Annotated in this window: 15 protein-coding genes and 1 pseudogene; 12 read left to right on the top strand and 4 right to left on the bottom strand. The window is 71.3% G+C overall.

Annotated elements, in window-relative coordinates; all coding sequences use genetic code 11:
- Positions 1-5: 5 nt before the first annotated feature.
- On the bottom strand, positions 6-1,022 hold the full coding sequence (locus tag Q0Z83_RS34395) for a DUF2278 family protein (protein ID WP_317787410.1): 1,017 nt from the start codon (positions 1,020-1,022) through the stop codon (positions 6-8).
- Positions 1,023-1,210: 188 nt separating this feature from the next.
- Between Q0Z83_RS34395 and Q0Z83_RS34390 the strand changes: the two genes are divergently transcribed.
- The 9 genes and pseudogenes from Q0Z83_RS34390 to Q0Z83_RS34350 all read left to right on the top strand — a co-directional run bounded on the left by Q0Z83_RS34390 (position 1,211) and on the right by Q0Z83_RS34350 (position 12,068).
- Positions 1,211-2,515, top strand: coding sequence for a hemolysin family protein (locus Q0Z83_RS34390; RefSeq protein WP_317787409.1), 1,305 nt, complete (start codon positions 1,211-1,213; stop codon positions 2,513-2,515).
- Between the two features lie 121 nt (positions 2,516-2,636).
- Positions 2,637-3,875: an SLC13 family permease gene (locus Q0Z83_RS34385; protein WP_317787408.1), complete on the top strand. Its 1,239-nt coding sequence runs from the start codon at positions 2,637-2,639 to the stop codon at positions 3,873-3,875.
- Between the two features lie 236 nt (positions 3,876-4,111).
- A complete protein-coding gene (locus Q0Z83_RS34380; protein ID WP_317787407.1) occupies positions 4,112-5,911 on the top strand; it encodes a hypothetical protein in 1,800 nt (599 codons plus the stop codon).
- Between the two features lie 7 nt (positions 5,912-5,918).
- Positions 5,919-7,289 (top strand): annotated as a pseudogene (locus tag Q0Z83_RS34375) (sensor histidine kinase); the annotation flags it as partial.
- Positions 7,286-7,954, top strand: coding sequence for a response regulator (locus Q0Z83_RS34370; protein ID WP_317787406.1), 669 nt, complete (start codon positions 7,286-7,288; stop codon positions 7,952-7,954). The pseudogene Q0Z83_RS34375 and the gene Q0Z83_RS34370, both read left to right, overlap by 4 nt.
- Complete coding sequence (locus Q0Z83_RS34365; RefSeq protein ID WP_317787405.1) at positions 7,951-8,925, top strand: Ppx/GppA phosphatase family protein; 975 nt, start codon at positions 7,951-7,953, stop codon at positions 8,923-8,925. Before Q0Z83_RS34370 ends, Q0Z83_RS34365 begins: the two co-directional genes overlap by 4 nt.
- Before the next feature lie 72 nt (positions 8,926-8,997).
- Positions 8,998-10,518: a methyl-accepting chemotaxis protein gene (locus tag Q0Z83_RS34360; protein ID WP_317787404.1), complete on the top strand. Its 1,521-nt coding sequence runs from the start codon at positions 8,998-9,000 to the stop codon at positions 10,516-10,518.
- Positions 10,519-10,659: 141 nt separating this feature from the next.
- On the top strand, positions 10,660-11,775 hold the full coding sequence (locus tag Q0Z83_RS34355) for a WD40/YVTN/BNR-like repeat-containing protein (protein WP_317787403.1): 1,116 nt from the start codon (positions 10,660-10,662) through the stop codon (positions 11,773-11,775).
- Entirely contained in the window at positions 11,772-12,068 is a 297-nt protein-coding gene (locus tag Q0Z83_RS34350; protein WP_317787402.1) for a MoaD/ThiS family protein, read from the top strand. The genes Q0Z83_RS34355 and Q0Z83_RS34350 overlap by 4 nt, the downstream gene beginning before the upstream one ends.
- A gap of 58 nt (positions 12,069-12,126) precedes the next feature.
- On the opposite strand, the gene Q0Z83_RS34345 is transcribed toward Q0Z83_RS34350, so the two are convergent.
- Positions 12,127-12,843 carry a hypothetical protein gene (locus tag Q0Z83_RS34345; protein ID WP_317787401.1) on the bottom strand — a complete coding sequence of 239 codons (717 nt, stop codon included), beginning with the start codon at positions 12,841-12,843 and terminating at the stop codon, positions 12,127-12,129.
- 181 nt (positions 12,844-13,024) lie between these two features.
- On the opposite strand from Q0Z83_RS34345, the gene Q0Z83_RS34340 reads away from it, so the two are divergent.
- Positions 13,025-13,612: a TetR/AcrR family transcriptional regulator gene (locus tag Q0Z83_RS34340; protein ID WP_317787400.1), complete on the top strand. Its 588-nt coding sequence runs from the start codon at positions 13,025-13,027 to the stop codon at positions 13,610-13,612.
- Here the strand turns inward: Q0Z83_RS34340 and Q0Z83_RS34335 are convergent.
- Positions 13,566-14,570, bottom strand: a complete 1,005-nt coding sequence (locus Q0Z83_RS34335; RefSeq protein WP_317787399.1) for an SDR family NAD(P)-dependent oxidoreductase — start codon at positions 14,568-14,570, stop codon at positions 13,566-13,568. The two genes, Q0Z83_RS34340 and Q0Z83_RS34335, sit on opposite strands and share 47 nt — an antisense overlap.
- Before the next feature lie 147 nt (positions 14,571-14,717).
- On the opposite strand from Q0Z83_RS34335, the gene Q0Z83_RS34330 reads away from it, so the two are divergent.
- Positions 14,718-15,914: a hypothetical protein gene (locus Q0Z83_RS34330; RefSeq protein WP_317787398.1), complete on the top strand. Its 1,197-nt coding sequence runs from the start codon at positions 14,718-14,720 to the stop codon at positions 15,912-15,914.
- A gap of 93 nt (positions 15,915-16,007) precedes the next feature.
- A complete protein-coding gene (locus Q0Z83_RS34325; RefSeq protein ID WP_317787397.1) occupies positions 16,008-18,296 on the top strand; it encodes an FdhF/YdeP family oxidoreductase in 2,289 nt (762 codons plus the stop codon).
- A gap of 118 nt (positions 18,297-18,414) precedes the next feature.
- Here Q0Z83_RS34325 and Q0Z83_RS34320 read toward each other — a convergent pair whose 3' ends face one another.
- On the bottom strand, positions 18,415-19,377 hold the full coding sequence (locus Q0Z83_RS34320) for a glycosyltransferase family 2 protein (RefSeq protein ID WP_317787396.1): 963 nt from the start codon (positions 19,375-19,377) through the stop codon (positions 18,415-18,417).
- Between the last annotated feature and the right edge of the window lie 110 nt (positions 19,378-19,487).

The following is a 19,487-nucleotide window of genomic DNA, read 5'->3' as shown; positions in this document are numbered from 1 at the left end:
CCTTTTTAGAAGACGACGCTCCAGCCCTCGCGCCGCCCCTGACCGGCGGTCCACGCCACGCCGTCCACCTTCAGCCCGCGGGCGTCCAGCAGGGTGAGCGTCCCGCCGCCGTTGCCCAGCTGTACCGGGGTCACCACCGGCACCTGCGTCACGGCCCCGGCCGCCAACTCACCGGCCAGCGGCTGGCGGCCACCCGCGCTGTCGACCAGCGACCAGCCGGTCAGGTCGATCCGGCCGGGGGACGCGTTCAGCAGCGTGACGGTCTCCGGCTCCGGCGCCGGGCCGGGCGGGTTGACCAGCGCGGCCACCACCCGTACCAGATGATCCGGCTCGGACGGCGACGGCTGCGGCGCCGGACCGGCGTCGGGCAGCTCCCTCGCCGGGTGTCCGGTGATGTCGTCGGTGTGCATGACCTGCGACTGGAAGGCCAGGAAGATCGCAACCCAGGTGTCCGCGCCGGGGAAGTGCAGCAACAGTGCCCCGTCCTGGAAGACCCCGTTGTCGCCGGCGAACTTCCCGCGGTTGCCCTGGTTCATGTGCACGTCGTGGATGCCGTTGCCGGGCCGGAAACCGAAGATCTTGTCGGACTTGGGCTCCGGCCCCCACGGCTCGCCGAACACGTAGGCCCGCGCCTCCGGATCACCCTGCGCCTTCTGCACGTAGTGATCGAGGAATTCGCCGAGATCATTGTCCGGACCGGGCTTCGTGGTCGGCACCGGCCGCATCGCGAACCGGTCGAAGAGATTTCCACGGATGAAGTCGATCGCGACGCCGCCGCGCCGGCTCTCGACCTCGGTGAAACCGTCCGGGAGCCGGCGGACCTGCTCCAGGATCGGATGATCGAAATCGTCGATCCCCAGGTACAGAAGATCCGGCGGGGCCAACTGGGAACGCACGTTGACGGCTGCCCGGTAATCGACGCCGGCCGCCCGTAAATGAATTTGATAATGAGGTGTGTCATCGGTTTCTAGGCGACGGTCGATGACGGCCGCACGCAGAACCCCGTAACGCTTCAACGGCATGCCCGGATTGGACACCCGGGCATATTCGTAGTCAATGAACGACTCGGAAACTGTTCTCGTCGATTACCGGACAGCATGGATTCGGTGCGACATCTCCGGCGCGCCGTTCGCATAGATCGTGATCTCCCTGGGAATCCTCACAGCCGACACCGGTAACCTGGTGCCTTCGTCTCTTCGTGAAGGAGTTGATGTCCGCCGTGGGCGGATACGGCTGGCAAGTTGTCCTGGTCGTGGTGCTGGTGCTGCTCAACGCGGCGTTCTCGGGCAGCGAGATGGCTCTCATCTCCCTGCGGGAGAGCCAGTTGCAGCGTCTCGAGCGGCAGTCCCGCACCGGAAGGACCCTCGCCAAGCTGGCGCGGGACCCCAACCGGTTCCTGGCCACCATTCAGATCGGCATCACCCTGGCGGGCTTCCTCGCCTCGGCTGCCGCGGCGGTGTCGCTGGCACAGCCGCTGATCGAGCCGCTCGGCTTCCTCGGCAGCGCCGCGGAGCCCGTCTCGATCATCCTGGTCACCATCGTCCTGACGTTCTTCACCCTGGTCGTCGGCGAGCTCGCGCCCAAGCGCATCGCCATGCAGCGGGCCGAGGGCTGGGCGATGCTGGTGGCCCGCCCGCTGGACGTGCTGGCCACCCTGTCCCGGCCGGTGATCTGGCTGCTCGGTAAGGCCACCGACCTGGTCGTCCGCCTCGCCGGCGGCGACCCCGGCGCGGGCCGGGAAGAGGTGAGCACCGAGGAGATCCGGGACATGGTCGCCGCCCAGCAGGACATCACCGCCGAGCAGCGCACCATCATCAGCGGCGCCTTTGAGATCGCCGACCGGATCCTGCGGGAGATCCTCATCCCGCGCCGCGACGTGCTGATCCTCCCGGCCGACCTGCCCGCCCCCGAGGCGCTGGCCCGGCTCGTCGAGGGCGGCCACTCGCGGGCCCCGGTCACCGGCGCCATGGGCCTCGACGACGTGCTCGGTGTGGTCCACCTGCGTGACCTGATCACCGCGGGCGGCCTGGTCCGCGACCACATGTTCGAGCCGCTGTTCCTCCCCGAGACGCTGAAGGTGTCCGACGCCATGCGCCAGCTGCGCGGCCAGCGTCAGCAGTTCGCCCTGGTCGTCGATGAGCGCGGCGCCATCGACGGCATCGTCACCATGGAGGACCTGGTCGAGGAGGTCGTCGGCGAGATCTACGACGAGAGCGACCGGGACGTGCAGTCGGTGATCCACGAGGAGGACGGCGCGATGCTGCTGCCGGGCACCTTCCCGATCCACGACCTGCCGGACATCGGCGTCGACATCGAGGAGACCGACTCCGGCGACTACACCACGGTGGCCGGTCTGGCGCTCGCGCGTCTCGGCCACATCCCGACGGTCCCCGGCGAGACGGTCCGCATCGACGGGCACACCGCCGAGGTCGTCGAGATCACCGGGCGGGCGATCACCAAGCTGCGCCTGCGTCGGCTGGCGTCCCAGGAGACCGAAGAGGAAGCCACCGTCTGAGCGGTCTGAGATGTCCGAGCCACGGTCGGTCGTGGCTCGGACACCGCCGGGTCGGGCGTGCCTCGTCACATCCGGCCCTTCTCGGCTCGCGGGCCCGGTCACCTGCTCATAGGCTTTTCCAGTGCTCATGATCATCGCGTTGGCGCTGCTGGCCGCGGTCCTCGCGTTCGCCGTGGCCCGGCCCCGGGGACTGCCCGAGGCCGCGGCCGCGGTTCCGGCGGCCGCGCTGGCGGTCGGGTTCGGCCTGGTCACCCCGTCGGCGGCGCTGCACGAGATGGAGGAGCTGGCGCCCACCGTCGCGTTTCTGGCGGCGATCCTGGTGCTCGCGTTCACCGCGGAACGGCATGGTGTCTTCGGCTGGATCGGGGCGCTCGTCGCCCGTACCGGGAAAGGTCGTCCCCGCCGTCTCCTCGGCGCGGTCTTCGGCGCCGCCGCCTTGACCACCGCGGTCCTCAGCCTGGACGCCACGGTGGTCCTGCTCACGCCGGTGGTGTTCGCGGTCGCCGCCCGTGCCGGTGTCGGGCACCGCCCGCACGCCTACGCCTGCAACCACCTCGCGAACTCGGCCTCCCTGCTGCTGCCGGTCTCGAACCTGACGAACCTGCTGGCCTTCGCCGCGAGCGGGCTGACCTTCGCCGGTTTCGCCGCGCTGATGGCCGCGCCCTGGCTGGCGGTGATCCTGGTCGAGTTCCTGATCTTTCAGTTCTTCTTCGCCGACGATCTGGCCGCCCCGGCCACCCCGAACCCGGGCGAACCCGGCCCCGCCCCGCGCTACGCCCTGACGGTGCTGGCGGTGACGCTCGCCGGTTTCGTGGCCCTTCAGCCGTTCGGCGTGGAGCCCGCGTGGGTGGCCGGTGCCGGCGCGATCGCCCTGGCCGTGCCGCTGTTGCGGCGCCGCGACATCCACCCGTCCACGCTGTTCACCGAGGCGAACCCGGCCTTCTGTGCCTTCGTCCTGGCCCTCGGCGTGGTGGTGCTGGCGGTCCGCTCGAACGGTCTCGGCGACTGGATCGACACCTGGATCCCGGCCCACCCGGACCTGCTGGGCCTGCTCGGTGCGGCCACGCTGGCCGCGATCCTCGCGAACGTCCTGAACAACCTCCCGGCCACGCTGGTGCTGCTGCCGGCGGTGGCCCACTCGCCGGGCCTGCTGCTGGCCGTGCTGATCGGTGTGAACGTCGGCCCGAACCTCACCTACGCCGGTTCCCTGGCCACCCTGCTCTGGCGTCGCATCCTGCACGCCCGCGACGCGGCCCCACGAACCTCCGAGTTCCTCCGCCTCGGCGCGGCCACCGTCCCGCTCACCCTGGTCGCCGCGGTGACCGCTCTCTGGGCGGGCCTGAACATCTACCACCCCTGATCCGGTACGCCGTGGGCCGCCCCGCCCCGAGCCGCCGCCCGTGCCCACCCCTCCCGTGCCCACACCGCGACGCGGTCCCGACTCCGGCCCCGGCGCGCCCGCCGGGCGGCTGCGTGGTTTGTCCGGCCGGTTCTCGGGGCCGTCGGGCGGCCGGGATCTCGGGTGCGAACCCCGCCGGTCCCTCGGGTGGCCGTTGTGGGAACGGGGTGGGCCCGGGGCGCTTGTAGGATGCGCCGGTGGTTCAGGATCTCGTGGGTGACGACCGGCCGGCGGCGACGGTGAAGGTGGAGCCCGGCGATGGGGAGCCGGCCGGAAGCGCCGGTGACGCCGCGGCGCGCGCCGCGGACGAGGCCGACGCGGCTGCTGACGGTGGCGCGGCCCGCGCGGCGGGGGTGGCGGGGGTGTCCTCGACGGAGCTGATCCTCTGGCTGCACCGGGGGCTCTCGGTGGCGGCGGTCATGGGTCTCGTCGTCGGGACCCGCGGGTTCTGGCAGGCCAACGCGATGAGCCGGCCCTGGCTGGCCCTGGTGCTGACCGGCGCGTACCTGGCGATGCTGGTGGCGGCGGTGATCGCGCTGTGTGCGTCGCGGCATCGGGTGCTGGCCCGGCTGGACGTCGGGGTGCTGGTCACCGCGCTCGTGATCAAGATGGTGGCGGCGTGGCCCGGGGTGTCCGGGGCCAAGGACCTGACCGTCGACGAGGGCATCCTGATGGACGCGGCGTCGCGGGCGCTGGCCAGGGGCGGCAACCCGTACACGTCGTCGTGGCCCGGGATCGACCCGGTGCTGCCGACGCAGCTGATGGACGGCCGGACGGTGTTCGACTTCGGCTATCCGCCGCTGGGGGTGGAGATCGGGGCGGTGTTCGAGCGGCTGTTCCCGTCGATGGCCGGGATCGTGCTGGTGGCCTGGCTGGCCGTGTTCGCGACGGCGGTGTTCGTGTTCTGGGTGGCCCCGCGCCCGTTGCGGCCGATCGCGACGCTGGGTGTGCTGGGGCTGGGCACGCTGGCCGGTTACGCCGACAACGCGTACCCCTCGATCATCGCTCTTCCGTTCCTGTGTGTGGCTCTGTGGGGTTGGCCGAAGATCGGGCGGGACGGGCGGCTGGGCCGGTACGGTCTGGTGCGCGCCGCCGCGCTGGGTGCCGCGTGCTCGATCCATCAGCTGGGCTGGTTCCTGGCGTTGTTCCTGGTGGTGGGCCTGGTCATGCTGCGTCTGGGTGAGCTGGGTCTGGCCCGTACGTTCACGCTGCTGCTGCGTTACGGCGGTACCGCGCTGGCGGTGTTCGCCCTGTCCAGCCTGCCGTTCATCGTGAAGTCGCCGCACGCCTGGCTGACCGGGGTGTTCGAGCCGTTGCTGCAGCACGCGGTTCCGCACGGGCAGGGCCTGATGGGCATCACCCACTACATCATCGGCGGTAGTGCGGCCCTGGACATGTACGGCCACGCGACGATCGCCCTGCTGGTTGCCCTGCTGGCGGTGTTCGCCCTGCACCAGCGCACGCTGGGCCCGGCGGTGGCGGTGCTGCCGTGGACGATCTTCATGGTGTCGACCCGGTCGCAGGACGGCTACTGGCTGCTGACCATGCCGTTGTGGCTGGTTCCGCTGGTGACGACGACCCGTGCCGATTTCGCCGACGCGTTCCGGATCGACCTGCCGAAGCGGAAGGCGGTCACCGCCGCGCTGTTCGTCCCGGCGGTGGCGCTGTTCCTGATCGCGGTCGCCACCCCACAGCCGCTGGACTTCGAGGTCCGCACCCCGGTGGTCGCCGGGCAGAACCTGCCCGAGCTGACCGTGCGGGTGACCAACAGCTCGGCCGACCCGGTGCGGCCCAACTTCTCGGTGGCCACCGGCGCGACGATCGCGAGTTTCTGGACGATCAAGGCCGGCCCGGCGACGCTGCCGGCCGGGGCGACCGAGACGTACACGCTGGTGCCGAAGACGAAGACGTTCAAGATCCCGGCGGAGGGGCTGACCATCCTGCGGGTCGTCTCGGACGGCCCGCAGACGCTCAGCAGCGTCCGTCTGTCAGGCTGAGCACGTGGCCCTGTCGAAAGGGCGGAGGATCGCCGGGTGGGTGGTGGCGCTGATCGCGCTGCCGCTGCTCACCGGGGTGCTGTTGGCGCTGCCGGAGCCGCCGCTGAACATCGACATCCTGCTGTTCCTGGCGCTCGTCGTCGGGGTGGCGCTGATCGGCGGCCGCCGGCCGGCGGTGTTCGCCGCGGTCGTCGGGACGCTGCTGCTGAACTGGTTCTTCACCCCGCCGTACGGCCGGTTCGCGGTCGCGCAGAGCCACAATCTGCTCGCCCTGGCCCTGTTCGTGCTGGTGGCGGTGGCGGTGAGCTGGGTCGTCGACTCGGCCGCCCGGACCACCCGGGAGGCCGAGCGGGCGTCGGCCGAGGCGCACACGCTGGCGGCGGTGGCGACCGCGGTGCTAAGCGGCGAACGGCCGCTGCCGGCGCTGCTGGACCGGTTGCGGGAGACGTTCGGCCTGGACACGGTCGCGCTGGTGGAGTCGGGGACGACGGTGGCCGAGGTGGGTCGGCTCGGGTCGCGGGCGGAGACTGCCGACGCGACGGTCCGGGTTGATCAGAATCTGACAGTGGCGCTGTTCGGCCGTACCGTCGAAGCCTCTGATCGAAGGGTGGTCGAGGCGTTCGCCGCGCAGGCCGCGATCGCCTTGCGGCAGGAACGTCTGGCCGCCGAGGCGGCCACCGCGAGGGTGCTCGCCGAAGCCGACCGGATGCGGACCGCGCTGCTCGCCGCGGTCAGCCACGACCTGCGTACGCCCCTGGCGTCCGCGAAGGCGTCGGTGGCCGGCCTGCGCAGCCCGGACGTGACATTCGACGACGAGGACCGCGCGGAACTGCTGGCCACCGCTGACGAGTCGCTCGACCGGCTGGCCCGGCTGGTGGCGAATCTGCTGGACATGAGCCGCCTGCAGGCCGGGGCGCTCGGTGTCGCCGCGGTCGACATGGGTGCCGAGGAGGTCGTACCGGCGGCTCTGGACGACCTCGGCCCGTCGGGTCGTGCGGTGCTGGTGCGGGTCCCGCCCGACCTGCCGATGGTGCACGCCGACCCGGGCCTGCTGGAGCGGGTGCTGGTGAACGTGATCGGCAACGCGCTTCGCTACAGTCCGCCGGACCGCCCGCCGACGGTGACCGGAAACAGTCACGGCGAGGTGGTCGAGTTGCGTGTGATCGATCACGGCCCGGGGATCCCGGCGGATCGGTGGGAGGATGTGTTCCTGCCGTTCCAACGGCTCGGTGACCGCGACAACCACACCGGCGTGGGCCTGGGCCTGGCTCTGTCGCGTGGCCTGGCCGAGGCGATGGGCGGCACGCTCATCCCCGACGAGACCCCCGGAGGCGGCCTCACCATGATCCTGACGCTTCCCGCCGGAAAGCCGGCATGACCCGCATCCTGGTCGTCGACGACGAGCCGCAGATCGTCCGGGCACTGCGGATCAACCTCAAGGCCCGGGGGTACGAGGTGGACACCGCCCCGGACGGCGCGACGGCCCTGCGCGCGGCCGCCGAGCACCACCCCGACCTGGTCGTGCTGGACCTGGGCCTGCCCGACATGGAGGGCGCCGAGGTGATCGCCGGCCTGCGCGGCTGGACCTCGGTGCCGGTCATCGTGCTGTCCGGCCGGGCCGACAGCACCGACAAGGTGACCGCCCTGGACGCCGGTGCCGACGACTACGTGACGAAACCGTTCGGGGTGGACGAGCTGCTGGCCCGGATCCGGGCGGTGACCCGCCGCTCTCAGCCGGAGGAGGCGGAGGCCCCGGTGGTGCGCCTGGGCGACCGGGAGGTCAATCTGGCCGAGCACACGATCACCGGCGATGTCCGGCTCACGCCGACCGAGTGGCAGCTGCTGGAGCACCTGCTGCGGCATCCGGGCAAGCTGATCACTCAGCGGGACCTGCTGCACGACGTGTGGGGCCCGCAGTACCGGACCGAGACGAACTACCTGCGGCAGTACATGGCCCGCCTGCGCCGCAAGCTGGAGGCCGACCCGGCCCGGCCACGGCACCTGCTCACCGAGCCCGGCATGGGTTACCGGTTCCGCCCGTGAGCGCCTCGGCGCCGCGGCTCGGCGTGCTCGACGTGGGCTCCAACACGGTGAACCTGGTGGTCGCCGAGGCGGCGTCCGGGCTGCCGCTGCCGGTGCACACCTGGGAGCGGCGGCCCCGGCTCGCGCACCGGCTGCCGGCCGACGGGACGATCGGCCCGGAGGCGCTGGAACGGATGCTCGACGCGGTCGCCGGGGCGGTCGACGAGTCCCGCCGGGCCGGGGTGAACCGGATGTTCGCCTACACCACCGCGGTGGTCCGGGACGCGCCGAACCGCGAGGCGGTCCTCGCGGCGGTGCACGAGCACACGGGGGTACGGCTGGGCACGCTCACCGGCATCGAGGACGCCCGTCTGACGTTCCTGGCGGCCCGGCGCTGGCTGGGCTGGCAGGCCGGTCCGATGCTGATGGTCGACATCGGCGGCGGCTGCCTGGAGGTGGCCTTCGGCCGCGACCGGCTGCCCGAGTCGGCGATGTCGCTGCCGCTCGGCGCGGGCCGGTTGACCAGGGAGTTCCTGACCGACGGTGACCCGCCGTCGCCCCGGGCGGTGCGGCGGCTGCGGCGGCACGTGCGGGAGCAGTTCGCCGAGGTCGCGGCCCGCACCTCCTGGGAGGCCCCGCGCACGTCGGTGGCCGCCTCCAAGACCTTCCAGCAGCTGGCCCGGCTGGCCGGTGCCGCACCGTTACGGCTCGGCCCGTTCGTGCCGCGGGAGCTGCGGGCCTCCGCGCTGCGGCCGTGGATCAAGCGGCTGGCCGCGATGCCCAGTCCGAAGCGTTCGCACCTGCCGGGGGTGTCCCCGCACCGGGCCCGGCAGATCCTGGCCGGCGCGATCGTGGCGTACGAGGTGATGCGCCGCCTCGGTGTCGAGTCGCTGATCATCTGCCCGTGGGGGCTGCGCGAGGGGATCCTGCTGCGCGAGTTGGAGGCCCGGCAGACGCCGCTGGTCAACGCCGCGTGGGTGCCCTGGAATTGAGGCTCATCCTTCCGGCGTGCGGGCCGATATCTGAGGTATCCGGTTCTTCCGCGTCGGCCAAGGAGATACAGCGTGCGGTTGTTCGGTTCACGTGCGGCCACCGTCGAGGCGGCTCGCCCGATCCCGCGTGACGTCGAGGCACTGGAGCAGCTGGTCCTGGCCCTCGACACCGCGACGGACGAGGACAGTGCCTGGCGGATCACCGTGGAGAACATGGTCCGGTTCCACAAGATGGGGTACGGCGCGGTCTGGGTCCCGGACGGCCTCAACAAGCTGCGTCGCCTACACGAGTGCGGCTCGCTCCAGCCGCAGCTCGCCGGCGTCACCGAGCCCGAGCTGGTGACCAGGGCGCTGCAGAGCCGTGTCGCGGTCTTCGACGAGGAACCGGAGCGGGCCACCGGATGCCGTCGCTGGCAGACCGCGGCCAAGGCGGGCATGGTCGCCGCGATGATGCTGCCGGTGGTCAAGGGCAACGAGGTGCTGGCCGTCCTCGAGTACTACTCACCGAACCCGATCTACGCCGACCCGGCCCGTAAGGAGAAGCTCGCGGCCGTCGCCCGGGTCGCCGAGCAGGCCCGGTCGGCCGCGGTCGCCGCCGCCGAGCTGCGCCAGGTCGCCACCGACCGGGAGGCGGTCACCACGGTGGTCACCCGGGTCGGCGCGGCGTCGGACAGCGCGACCACGATCAAGTCCGCCCTGGACGCGGTGCGGACCGCGTTCGGCTGGGCGTACGGCTCCTACTGGGAGATCGACGGCGACGCCAACGTGCTCAAGTTCCACCTGGAGTCCGGATCGGCCGGTGACGAGTTCCGCCGGGTCACCCTGGCCGCCGAGTTCGCCGAGGGCGTCGGTCTGTCCGGCCGTGCCTGGCGGGCCCGTGACCTGGTCTTCGTCAAGGACCTGGCGGAGGTCACGGACTGTGTTCGGGCGCCCGCCGCGCAGCGGGCCGGGGTGCGTTCGGGCGTGTGCTTCCCGATCATGAGCGGCGACAGGGTCGTCGGCACCATGGACTTCTTCACCACCGAGTACATCGACCTGTCCGAGTCGCGGGCGGCCGCGCTGCGCAACGTTCAGCAGCTGGTGTCGCAGCGGCTCGACGTGGTCCGCGGCAGCGAGCGGGCCGCCGCCAACGCCCGTGACCTGCTGGACACGGTGCAGCGGCTGCGCAGCGCCAGCGACGACGCGACCACGGTGGCCGAGCAGGCGGTGACCCGCGCGTCGGCGATGACCGCCGAGGTGGCGGCGCTCGGGCAGGCGTCGGCGGCGATCGGTGACGTCATCAAGATCATTTCCTCGATCGCCGAGCAGACCAACCTGCTGGCGCTGAACGCGACCATCGAGGCGGCCCGGGCCGGTGAGTCCGGCAAGGGCTTCGCGGTGGTCGCCGGCGAGGTCAAGGAGCTGGCCCGGGAGACCGCGGAGGCCACCCAGAAGGTCGCCGACCAGATCGCCGGGATCCAGTCCAGCGCGGAGACGGTCGCCAACGGCATCCACACCACCAGCGAGACGATCGGGAAGATGGACGCCGTACAGGCCCGGATGAACGACGTGCTCGCCGAGCAGGCCGAAATGGCCCGCGCGCTACAGGGTTGACCCCTTCCGATCGAACATTCGTCCTAGACTGCCTCGGAGTGACGCAGGGCACAGCATGATGCGTCTATGAGCCCGGCCGGTCGTCAGCGCCCCTGAGACGGTGCTGACGACCGGCCGGGCGAACTTCGAGGGGAGTGAGACATGAGCGGTGTTCGATTGTTGGTCGGGACCCGTAAGGGACTGTTCATCCTGACCTCGGACGCGGCCCGGCAGGACTGGAAGGTCGACGGGCCGCACTTCGGCGGCTGGGAGATCTACCACGCCAACGGGTCACCGGTCGATCCGGACCGGATCTACGTGTCGCAGTCGGGCGGCTGGTTCGGCCAGCTGATCCAGCGGTCCGACGACGGCGGGGCGACCTGGCAGCAGGTCGACCACGACTTCACCTACGCCGGCGAGGTCGGTGACCATCTCTGGTACGACGGAACCCCGCGCCCGTGGGAGTTCAAGCGGATCTGGCACCTGGAGCCGTCCCGCACCGAGCTCGACGTGGTCTACGCCGGCGCCGAGGACGCGGCCCTCTACAAGAGCACCGACGGCGGTCAGAAGTGGGTGGAGCTGACCGGTCTGCGCACCCACGCGTCGGCCCCGAAGTGGCAGCCCGGCGCGGGCGGCATGTGCCTGCACACGATCATCCTCGATCCGGTCGACCCGGACCGGATCTTCGTCGCGATCTCGGCGGCCGGCGCGTTCCGTACCGACGACGGCGGGATCACCTGGAAACCGATCAATCGGGGCCTGAACAGCGACGGCATCCCCGACCCGGACGCCGAGGTCGGCCACTGCGTGCACCGGATCGCCCAGCACCCGTCCCGGCCGGACACCCTGTTCATGCAGAAACACTGGGACGTGATGCGCTCCGACGACGCCGGTGACAACTGGCGGGAGATCAGCGGCGACCTGCCGACCGACTTCGGATTCCCGATCGCGGTGCACGCCCATGAGCCGGAGACGATCTACGTCGTGCCGATCACCAGCGACTCGCTGCACTACGTGATGGACGGGAAGCTGCGGGTCTACCGCAGCCGGACCGGTGGTGAACAGTGGGAGCCGCTGACCGTGGGGCTGCCGCAGGAGCACTGCTACGTGAACGTCCTGCGGGACGCGATGGCGGTGGACACGCTCGACGAGTGCGGCGTCTACTTCGGCACCAGCGCCGGTCAGGTGTACGGCTCGGCGGACAGCGGCGACACCTGGAAGGCCCTGGTCAGTGACCTGCCGCCGATCTGCTCGGTGGAAGCGCAGGTGCTTCCGTGATTCGGGTGATCCTCCCGCCGCACCTGCGCACCCTGGCCCACGTGACCGGGGAGGTGCGGGTGGAGGTGCCGGGCGAGGTGACCCAGCGGCATGTGCTCGACGCCGTGGAGGCGAAGTTCCCGATGCTCGTCGGCACGATGCGGGACCGGGGGACCGGCAAGCGGCGGGCACTGGTGCGGTTCTTCGCCTGCGAGGAGGACCTGTCCAACGAGCCGCCGGACGCGGCGCTGCCGGACCGGGTGGCGCAGGGCGAGGAGCCGTTCCTGGTGGTCGGGGCGATGGCCGGGGGCTGAGGGGACGCGAAGGCGGCCGGGCTTCAAGCCCGGCCGCCGCGGTTCTCCAGGAATCGGCTCAGTGCCAGGGGCCGTGACCGTGACCGTGACCGTGACCGTGACCGAGACCGTGGCCCCACGGGCCGCGGTGCCCGTATCCGCCCCACGGGCCGACCCCGCCCCACGGACGGACGTAGGGGCCACCGACGACGACCGGGCCGCCCAGCGGCACGACCCCGACCGGTGCGGACATCGGCACGGCCAGCACGCCGGCGCCGCCGCCACAGGTCGACGCCACGTTGACACACTGGTTGCCGTCGTAGGCCGGTTCCTCGGCGACTCCCGGTTCCTCGGCGACCGCCGGTTCCTCGGACATGGCCTGGCCCTTGGTCGCCTTGTGGGCCTTGTGCCCCTTGTTCGCCTTGTTCGCCTTGTGCGCCTTGGCCGGCTTGGCCGGCTTCTCGGCGGCGAGAGCGCCACCGGTCGGCTCCTCGGCTACCGGCGCGGGCTCGTAGTCCACCACCGGTTGCGCCGGCTGGACGATCTGCACCGGTCTCTGGATGACGAGCACGTATGGCGTACCGACCCTCTGGGCTTGGTAGTCGCAGTCGTAGTCGGCATCCCACAGCGACAGCGAGGACGCGTAGCCGCCACAGTCGCTCAGCGTGTTGTAGTAGCCGAGGACGTGACCGGGCGGCCACCAGCCCGGACCGGCGAGCGCCGGCGTGGCCCCGAACGCGGCTCCGGCCACCAGGCCGGCGCAGGCGGTGATCAGTCCTTGAGTGGTTTTTCGCATGTCAGACCTTTCCGTTACGTCGCTTGTGTCCCGCATAGCTGAGCACGACGTTCGAAAGGCGGGGCGAGGTTCGTGGGAAGTAACTCGGACCGGGTCCGGCTTGGCCTCCAGGGGTCACCCGGACGTGATCCGGAGGACCTCCTGAGACTGGTGTGGCGACCGTCGGCCTACGATCGGGGACATGGTCAGGCGCAGCGGCGAGGCGACTCGCGCGGAGATTCGTGCCGCCGCGGCCAGTCTGTTCCGGGAGCGTGGTTTCGCGCGGACCTCGGTTCGGGACATCGCCGCCCAGGCGGTGACGAACCCGGCACTGGTGATCCGGCACTTCGGCACCAAGGAGTTGCTCTTCCTGGACACCATGCAGTTCACCATCGACGACGAGCCGCTGCTCGACGTCCCGCTGGAGCGGTTCGGTGAGCGTTTTATCGAGGTGCTGCTCTCCGACGACGACATCCGCGGGGTCTATCTCGCGCTCGTCCGGGGCAGCAACGAGGCCCAGATCAAGATGCGTCTGCAGGCCATCCACGAGCGCAGCTTCGTCGAGCCGGTGCGGGCCCGGCTCTCCGGCCCGGACGCGGACGTCCGGGCGCGGATCGCCGCGTCTCTGGTCGGCGGGCTGCTCTACGCCCTGTGGGTGGTGGAGGACGAGGGCCTGGTGTCGGCCGACCGTGCGGACCTGATCGCCCACTACGGCGCGCTGCTCCAGCAGGCCCTCGCCGGCCCTACTGGACCGACCAGCCACCGTCCGACGGCAGCACCACCCCGTTGAGGTTCACGCCGTCGTCGCTCAGCAGGAAGGTGATCGACGCGGCCAGGTGCTCGGCCAGCGCCACACCGGGGATGAGCTGCAGGAACGGGCCGGTACGCTCGCGGCCGAACTCGGACTGGCTGGTCGGGGCCATCCCGGTGGCCACGCCGCCGGGCGCCACCGCGTTGGTCCGGACGCCCTGCCGGCCGTACATGAAGGCGACGTTCTTGGTGATGCCGATGACCGCGTGCTTGGACGCGGTGTAGGCGACCCCGGCCGCGTTGCCGCGCAGCCCGGCCTCCGACGCGATGTTGACGATCGCGCCGCGCCCGGCCGCCAGCATGGCCGGGACCACCGCGCGGGTCAGCCGGAAGAGCCCGTCGACGTTGACCGCGAACACCTTCTCCCAGACCGCGTCCGAGGTCTCGTGGATCGGGCTGAAGTCGTCGACCACCCCGGCCACGTTGGCCAGCCCGTCGATCCGGTCACCGGCGGTGGCCACCACCCGGGCCACGTCGTCGGCGCTGGTGATGTCGGCGGTCACCGCGACGAACGAGTCGCCCAGCTCGGCCGCGGTCTCCTTCAGCTTGGCGTCGGTGATGTCGACGCCGATCACCCGACCGCCCTCGCGGACGATGCGGGACGCGGTGGCCCGGCCGATCCCGGAGGCGGCGCCGGTGACGATCACCGTCCGCCCGGTGAACCGGCCGGCGACGATCTGCTCCTTCCAGCCGGACTCCTCGGCGGCGTCCGGCACGACCCCGCCGTTGACCCGCAGGACCAGCTCGTCGACCACGGCCTGCGGCATCTTGCCCTGGCTCAGCTCGACCATCTGCTGCAGGGGCAGGCTGCGGATCGGGGCCAGCATCGAGGGGTCCGCACCACCGGCGGCGAGCAGCTCGCCCAGGGCCGGGCCGCCCTCCGGGTGGTCCAGCCACTCGCCGATGGTGCTCGCGGCGGTCAGCGGCTTCGTCGTCATCTCGGGGTCCCTTCGACAGGAGGATGCGGGGCGGAAGTGAACTTAGTTTACTTCGGTCGCCGAGGTAACCCCGGGTTTTCGTACCACCCCGGTGGGGACCGCACCCGCAGGCCGATGGCCGGGCCGGAAGTCCGTTAGGGTCCTCCAATGGGATTGCTGGACAGGTTCGCCGGTTCACCCCGTCGCCGGTTCGCCCAGCTCGCACTCCGGGTGGCCCGGCGCACCCCGGGTGTCGAGCGTGCGGTCTACCAGGCGGACGACTTCGCCATCGCGATCCACCGGACCGGGGCCGACAGCCCCGCCCACCTCTACCTCGCCAACGTCTACCGCGAGACGGCCGGCGCCTCCCCGGCGGAACGCCGGGAACGGCTGGAGAAACTGCTGCGGCTGATGACGCCGATGCCCGAGGACAGCTGGGAGACGGTACGGCCGAAGCTGCGCCCGGTGCTACGCCCGGTGACGTTCGGGGTGGCCGGGCCGGCCGGGATGCGCCCGCCGCTGTCCCGTCCGGCGATGCCGTTCCTGCGCGAGCTGGTGGTCATCGACGCCCCGGACGCGATGGCGTACATCCTGCCGGACCGGGTCGAGGAGTGGGGCGTCGACGTCGCCGACGTGTTCACCGTGGCCCGGGAGAATCTGGTCGGGATCGCCCGGGACAGCCTGGACCGGGAGTGGCGCTCGGCGGTCAGCATGCTCGACGACGGCGACGGCTACTTCACGTCGCTGCTGCTGTCGCCCGGCTGGCTGGCCGAGGTGGGCGAGCGGATGGGCGGGCCGGTCGTCGCGTTCGCGCCGGACAACAACACTCTGCTGGTGGCGCCCCTGCCGGAGACCGGGATCGAGCAGCTGTACGCCGTCGTCGAGCACAGCTTCGGTGAGGCGGTCCGCTACCTCTCACCGGTCGGCTACGTCGCCGGGCCACAGGGGCGCAGCGTGCCGTACACGCCACCGCCGGGCCACCCGCACCACGCCGTCGCCCGCCGCGCCGACGCCGTCCTCGCCCTCACCGAGTACTCGAACCAGACCGATTGGCTGGCCGGTCAGTACGCGAAAGCCGGCGTCGACACGCACATCGGCCGGCTGATCGCGGTCGAGCCACCCGGCGGCGGCCCGGCCGAGACCATCGCCACCTGGCCGGCCGGCGTGAGCGCGCTCCTGCCCCGGGCCGACTCGATCGCCTTCGCCCACCCGGACGGCGGCGTCGACTTCCGCGTCCCGTGGCACATCGCCGAAGAGCACGCCGGCCTGACCCCGGAGCCGCTGCTCGCCCCGGCCCGCTACCGCGTCGACGACTGGCCCGACCCCGAGGTCCTCGCCGAGCTGCGCGAGCACCGAGCGGACTGACCGACATACATAGGTTGCCGATCCCGCCCGCCCGGGGGCAGGCTCGTCGGGAGAGACTGCATGCGGCGTACGGCGGTGAGTCCGGGAGGTCCGATGCCGGCTGTGGATGACGAAGAGGCCAACCTGCGGGTGGGTCCGCCGGCCGATCATGCGGCCGGGCTGGAGGCGGTCCGGCTGAGCCTGGCCAACGCGGTGAGCAAGATGGGCGTGAAGAAGACCGCCCGCAACCTGTCCGTGCTCAACCAGCACGACGGTGTCGACTGCATGAGCTGCGCCTGGCCCGACCCGGCCGGTCGGCGACACACCGCCGAGTTCTGCGAGAACGGGGCGAAGGCGGTCTCCTGGGAGGGCCAGCGCGACACCGTCGGCCCGCTGTTCTTCGCCGAGCACTCGATCGCCGACCTGGCCGGGCGCACCGATCACTGGCTGGAGAAACAGGGCCGGCTCATCCACCCGATGATCAGGCGGGACGGTGGCACCCACTACGAGCCGATCTCCTGGGCCGAGGCGTTCGAGGTCATCGGCTCCCATCTGAATGAGCTGGACAGTCCGGACGAAGCGGCCTTCTACACCTCGGGGCGGGCCAGTAACGAGGCCGCGTTCCTCTATCAGCTGCTCGCCCGCGCCTACGGCACCAACAACCTGCCGGACTGCTCGAACATGTGCCACGAGTCGACCGGCACCGCCCTGATGCGCACCATCGGCATCGGCAAGGGCTCGGTCACCCTCGACGACCTGCACCAGGCCGACCTGATCGTGGTCTCCGGGCAGAACCCGGGCACCAACCACCCGCGGATGCTCACCGCCCTGGAGATCGCCAAGCGGGACGGCGCGAAGATCCTGGCGATCAACCCGCTGCCGGAGGCCGGGCTGATCCGCTTCGACAACCCGCAGCGACCGCGTGGCCTGGCCGGCCGGGGCACCCCGCTGGCCGACCGGCTGCTGCGGATCCGCTCCAACGGCGACCTGGCCCTCTGGCAGGCGATCGGCCACCTGCTGCTGCGGCGCGGGGTGGCCGACAAGGAGTTCATCGACACGTCCACGGTCGGGTTCGACGAGTGGTCCGCGCACGTCGCCGAGATCGACCGGGCGCAGGTGCTCGCCGCCACCGGGCTGACCTGGGACGAGATCGAGGCCGCGGCCGACATGCTGGCCGGCGCCGAGCGGATCGTGCACTGCTGGGCGATGGGTATCACCCAGCACCGCAACGCCGTCGCCACGATCAAGGAATTCGTGAACGTCGCCCTGCTCCAGGGCATGATCGGCAAACCCGGCGCGGGGCTGTGCCCGGTCCGCGGGCACTCCAACGTGCAGGGCGACCGGAGCATGGGCATCTGGGAGAAGCCGTCGACGCTGTTCCTGGACCGGTTGCGCGACGAGTTCGGGTTCGAGCCGCCCCGCGCGCACGGGCACGACGCGGTCGACACGGTCCGGGCCTTCCGCGACGGTACGGCGAAGGTGTTCATCGCCCTCGGCGGCAACTTCGTCGGCGCGATGTCCGACACCGAGGTCACCGCCGCGTCGATGCGGAACGCCGCGCTGACCGTGCAGGTGTCCACCAAACTCAACCGCAGCCATGTGGAGGCCGGGCGTACCGCGTTGATCCTGCCCACCCTGGGCCGTACCGAGCAGGACCTGACCGGCGGCCGGGTGCAACGGATCACCGTGGAGGACTCGATGTCCGCGGTGCACGCCTCCCGCGGGCGTTCCGAACCGGTCGGGCCGCTGCTGCGCTCCGAGATCGACATCGTCTGCGGGATCGCGGCCGCCGCACTCGGTGACCGGTACGACATCCCGTGGGGCGGGTTCGCCGCCGACTACGAGGAGATCCGGGAACGGATCGGTCGGGTCGTGCCGGGCTGCGACGACTACGCCGCGAAGATCCGAGGCGGCGGGTTCACCATGCCGCACCCGCCGCGTGACTCGCGGACCTTCCCGACGATCGAGGGCAAGGCCGTCTTCACGGTCAGCCCGCTCGAGGTGATGACCGTCCCCGAGGGGCGGCTGGTGTTGCAGACGCTACGCAGCCACGACCAGTTCAACACGACGATCTACGGCCTCGACGACCGGTACCGGGGGATCACCTCGGGCCGCCGGGTGGTCTTCATCAGCGCCGCCGACCTGGCCGAACTGGGTTTCACCGACGGCGACCTGGTCGACCTGGTCTCCGAGTGGTCCGATGGCGTCGAGCGCCGGGCCGAACGTTTCCGGCTGGTCGAATACGACACCCCGAAGGGCTGCGTGGCCGCCTACTACCCGGAGACGAACCCGTTGGTGCCGCTCGATTCGCAGGCCGAGGAGAGCGGCACCCCCACCTCCAAGTGGGTGCAGGTCCGCCTGGAACGCCCCACCCGCGCTGCCGACGGCCCCGCGCCGCTCTGACCTCGCGCCACTCTGACGCGGCCCGCGCTCTGACCTCGCGCCGATCTGACGCGGCGCCGCTCTGACGCGGCGCCGCGGCTCGCTGTTGTTCCGGTCCGGTGGGAGCCCCACCGGACCGTCAAACGGTGGGGTCGGAGGCGGTGCTCTCGAAGACCGCGACCAGCGTCTCGACGCCACCGCCCCAGGCGGCCGCGGCCACCGCGGCGACCACCGTCGCGGCACGCAGCGCGTGGTACATCCCCCGGCCGGTGCCGGCGTCGGCCAGGTTGCGGGCCACCGCCCGGGGCAGGGTCCGCCGCAGGTAGTCCTTCTCCGCGCCGAGTTCCTGGTCCTTCGGCATCAGCCCGGCCATCTGCACCTTGCCCCGGCCCTCGGCATAGCAGCGCCGCATCAGGAACCCGAACGTCGACCGCTCGGCCGGCACCTCGTGGTCGATGGTGGCGTCCGGCACGTACATCCACCGGCCGCCCGCAGCCGAACTCATCCGCAGGCACAACTCGGTGTCCTCGGGCCGGTTCTGGTCGCCGAGCTTGCCGAAGCCGGTACGGAAACCACCGACCGCGAGAAACGCGTCCCGCCGCACGATCATGTTGGCCGACCACACGTTACGGATCTGGGCGGTCCGGGTCGGCATCCCGGTATAGGACACCCCGACCGCCCAGAGCAGCTCGTCGGGCATCCAGGTGGGCTTGGTCTTCGCCCAGGCCGGGATGATGCCGCCGCCGGTGCCGACCACCGACGGATCGGCGAACGGCGCCAGTTGCCCGGCCAGCCAGCTCGGACTGGCCACCGTGTCGTCGTCGAGGAACGCGATGAACGGCGACCGGGTGTGGAAGGCGCCCGTGTTGCGGTTGCCGGAGGCACCCCGGGCATACGCGTTCTCCAGGACGGTGACGCCCGGGAACTCGGCCCGCACCCTTGTGGCCATCGCCGGATTGTGGTCGACCACGACCACGATCTCGGCGGCCGGATGCGTCTGGGCGTGGGCGGAGGCGATCGTCCTGGTGAGCGACGCCCAGCGCTTCTCGCTGTGGGTCGGGATGACGATGCTGACGTCGTCGGTGCTGCGGCTGGGCTCCACGGGGTCGGCTCCTAGGTGCGGGGGGAGTGGCGAAGCCTGGCGGACTTTCCTGTGGTGAACCTGTGGATTCGGGCTCCTGTCGATGGCGAATCTGTGAGTCTGGTCGCTCC

It is taken from the genome of Actinoplanes sichuanensis (assembly GCF_033097365.1).
Taxonomy (GTDB): domain Bacteria; phylum Actinomycetota; class Actinomycetes; order Mycobacteriales; family Micromonosporaceae; genus Actinoplanes; species Actinoplanes sichuanensis.
The sequence above is the reverse complement of the archived record's forward strand: the minus strand, read 5'-3'. Positions and strand labels throughout refer to the sequence as shown.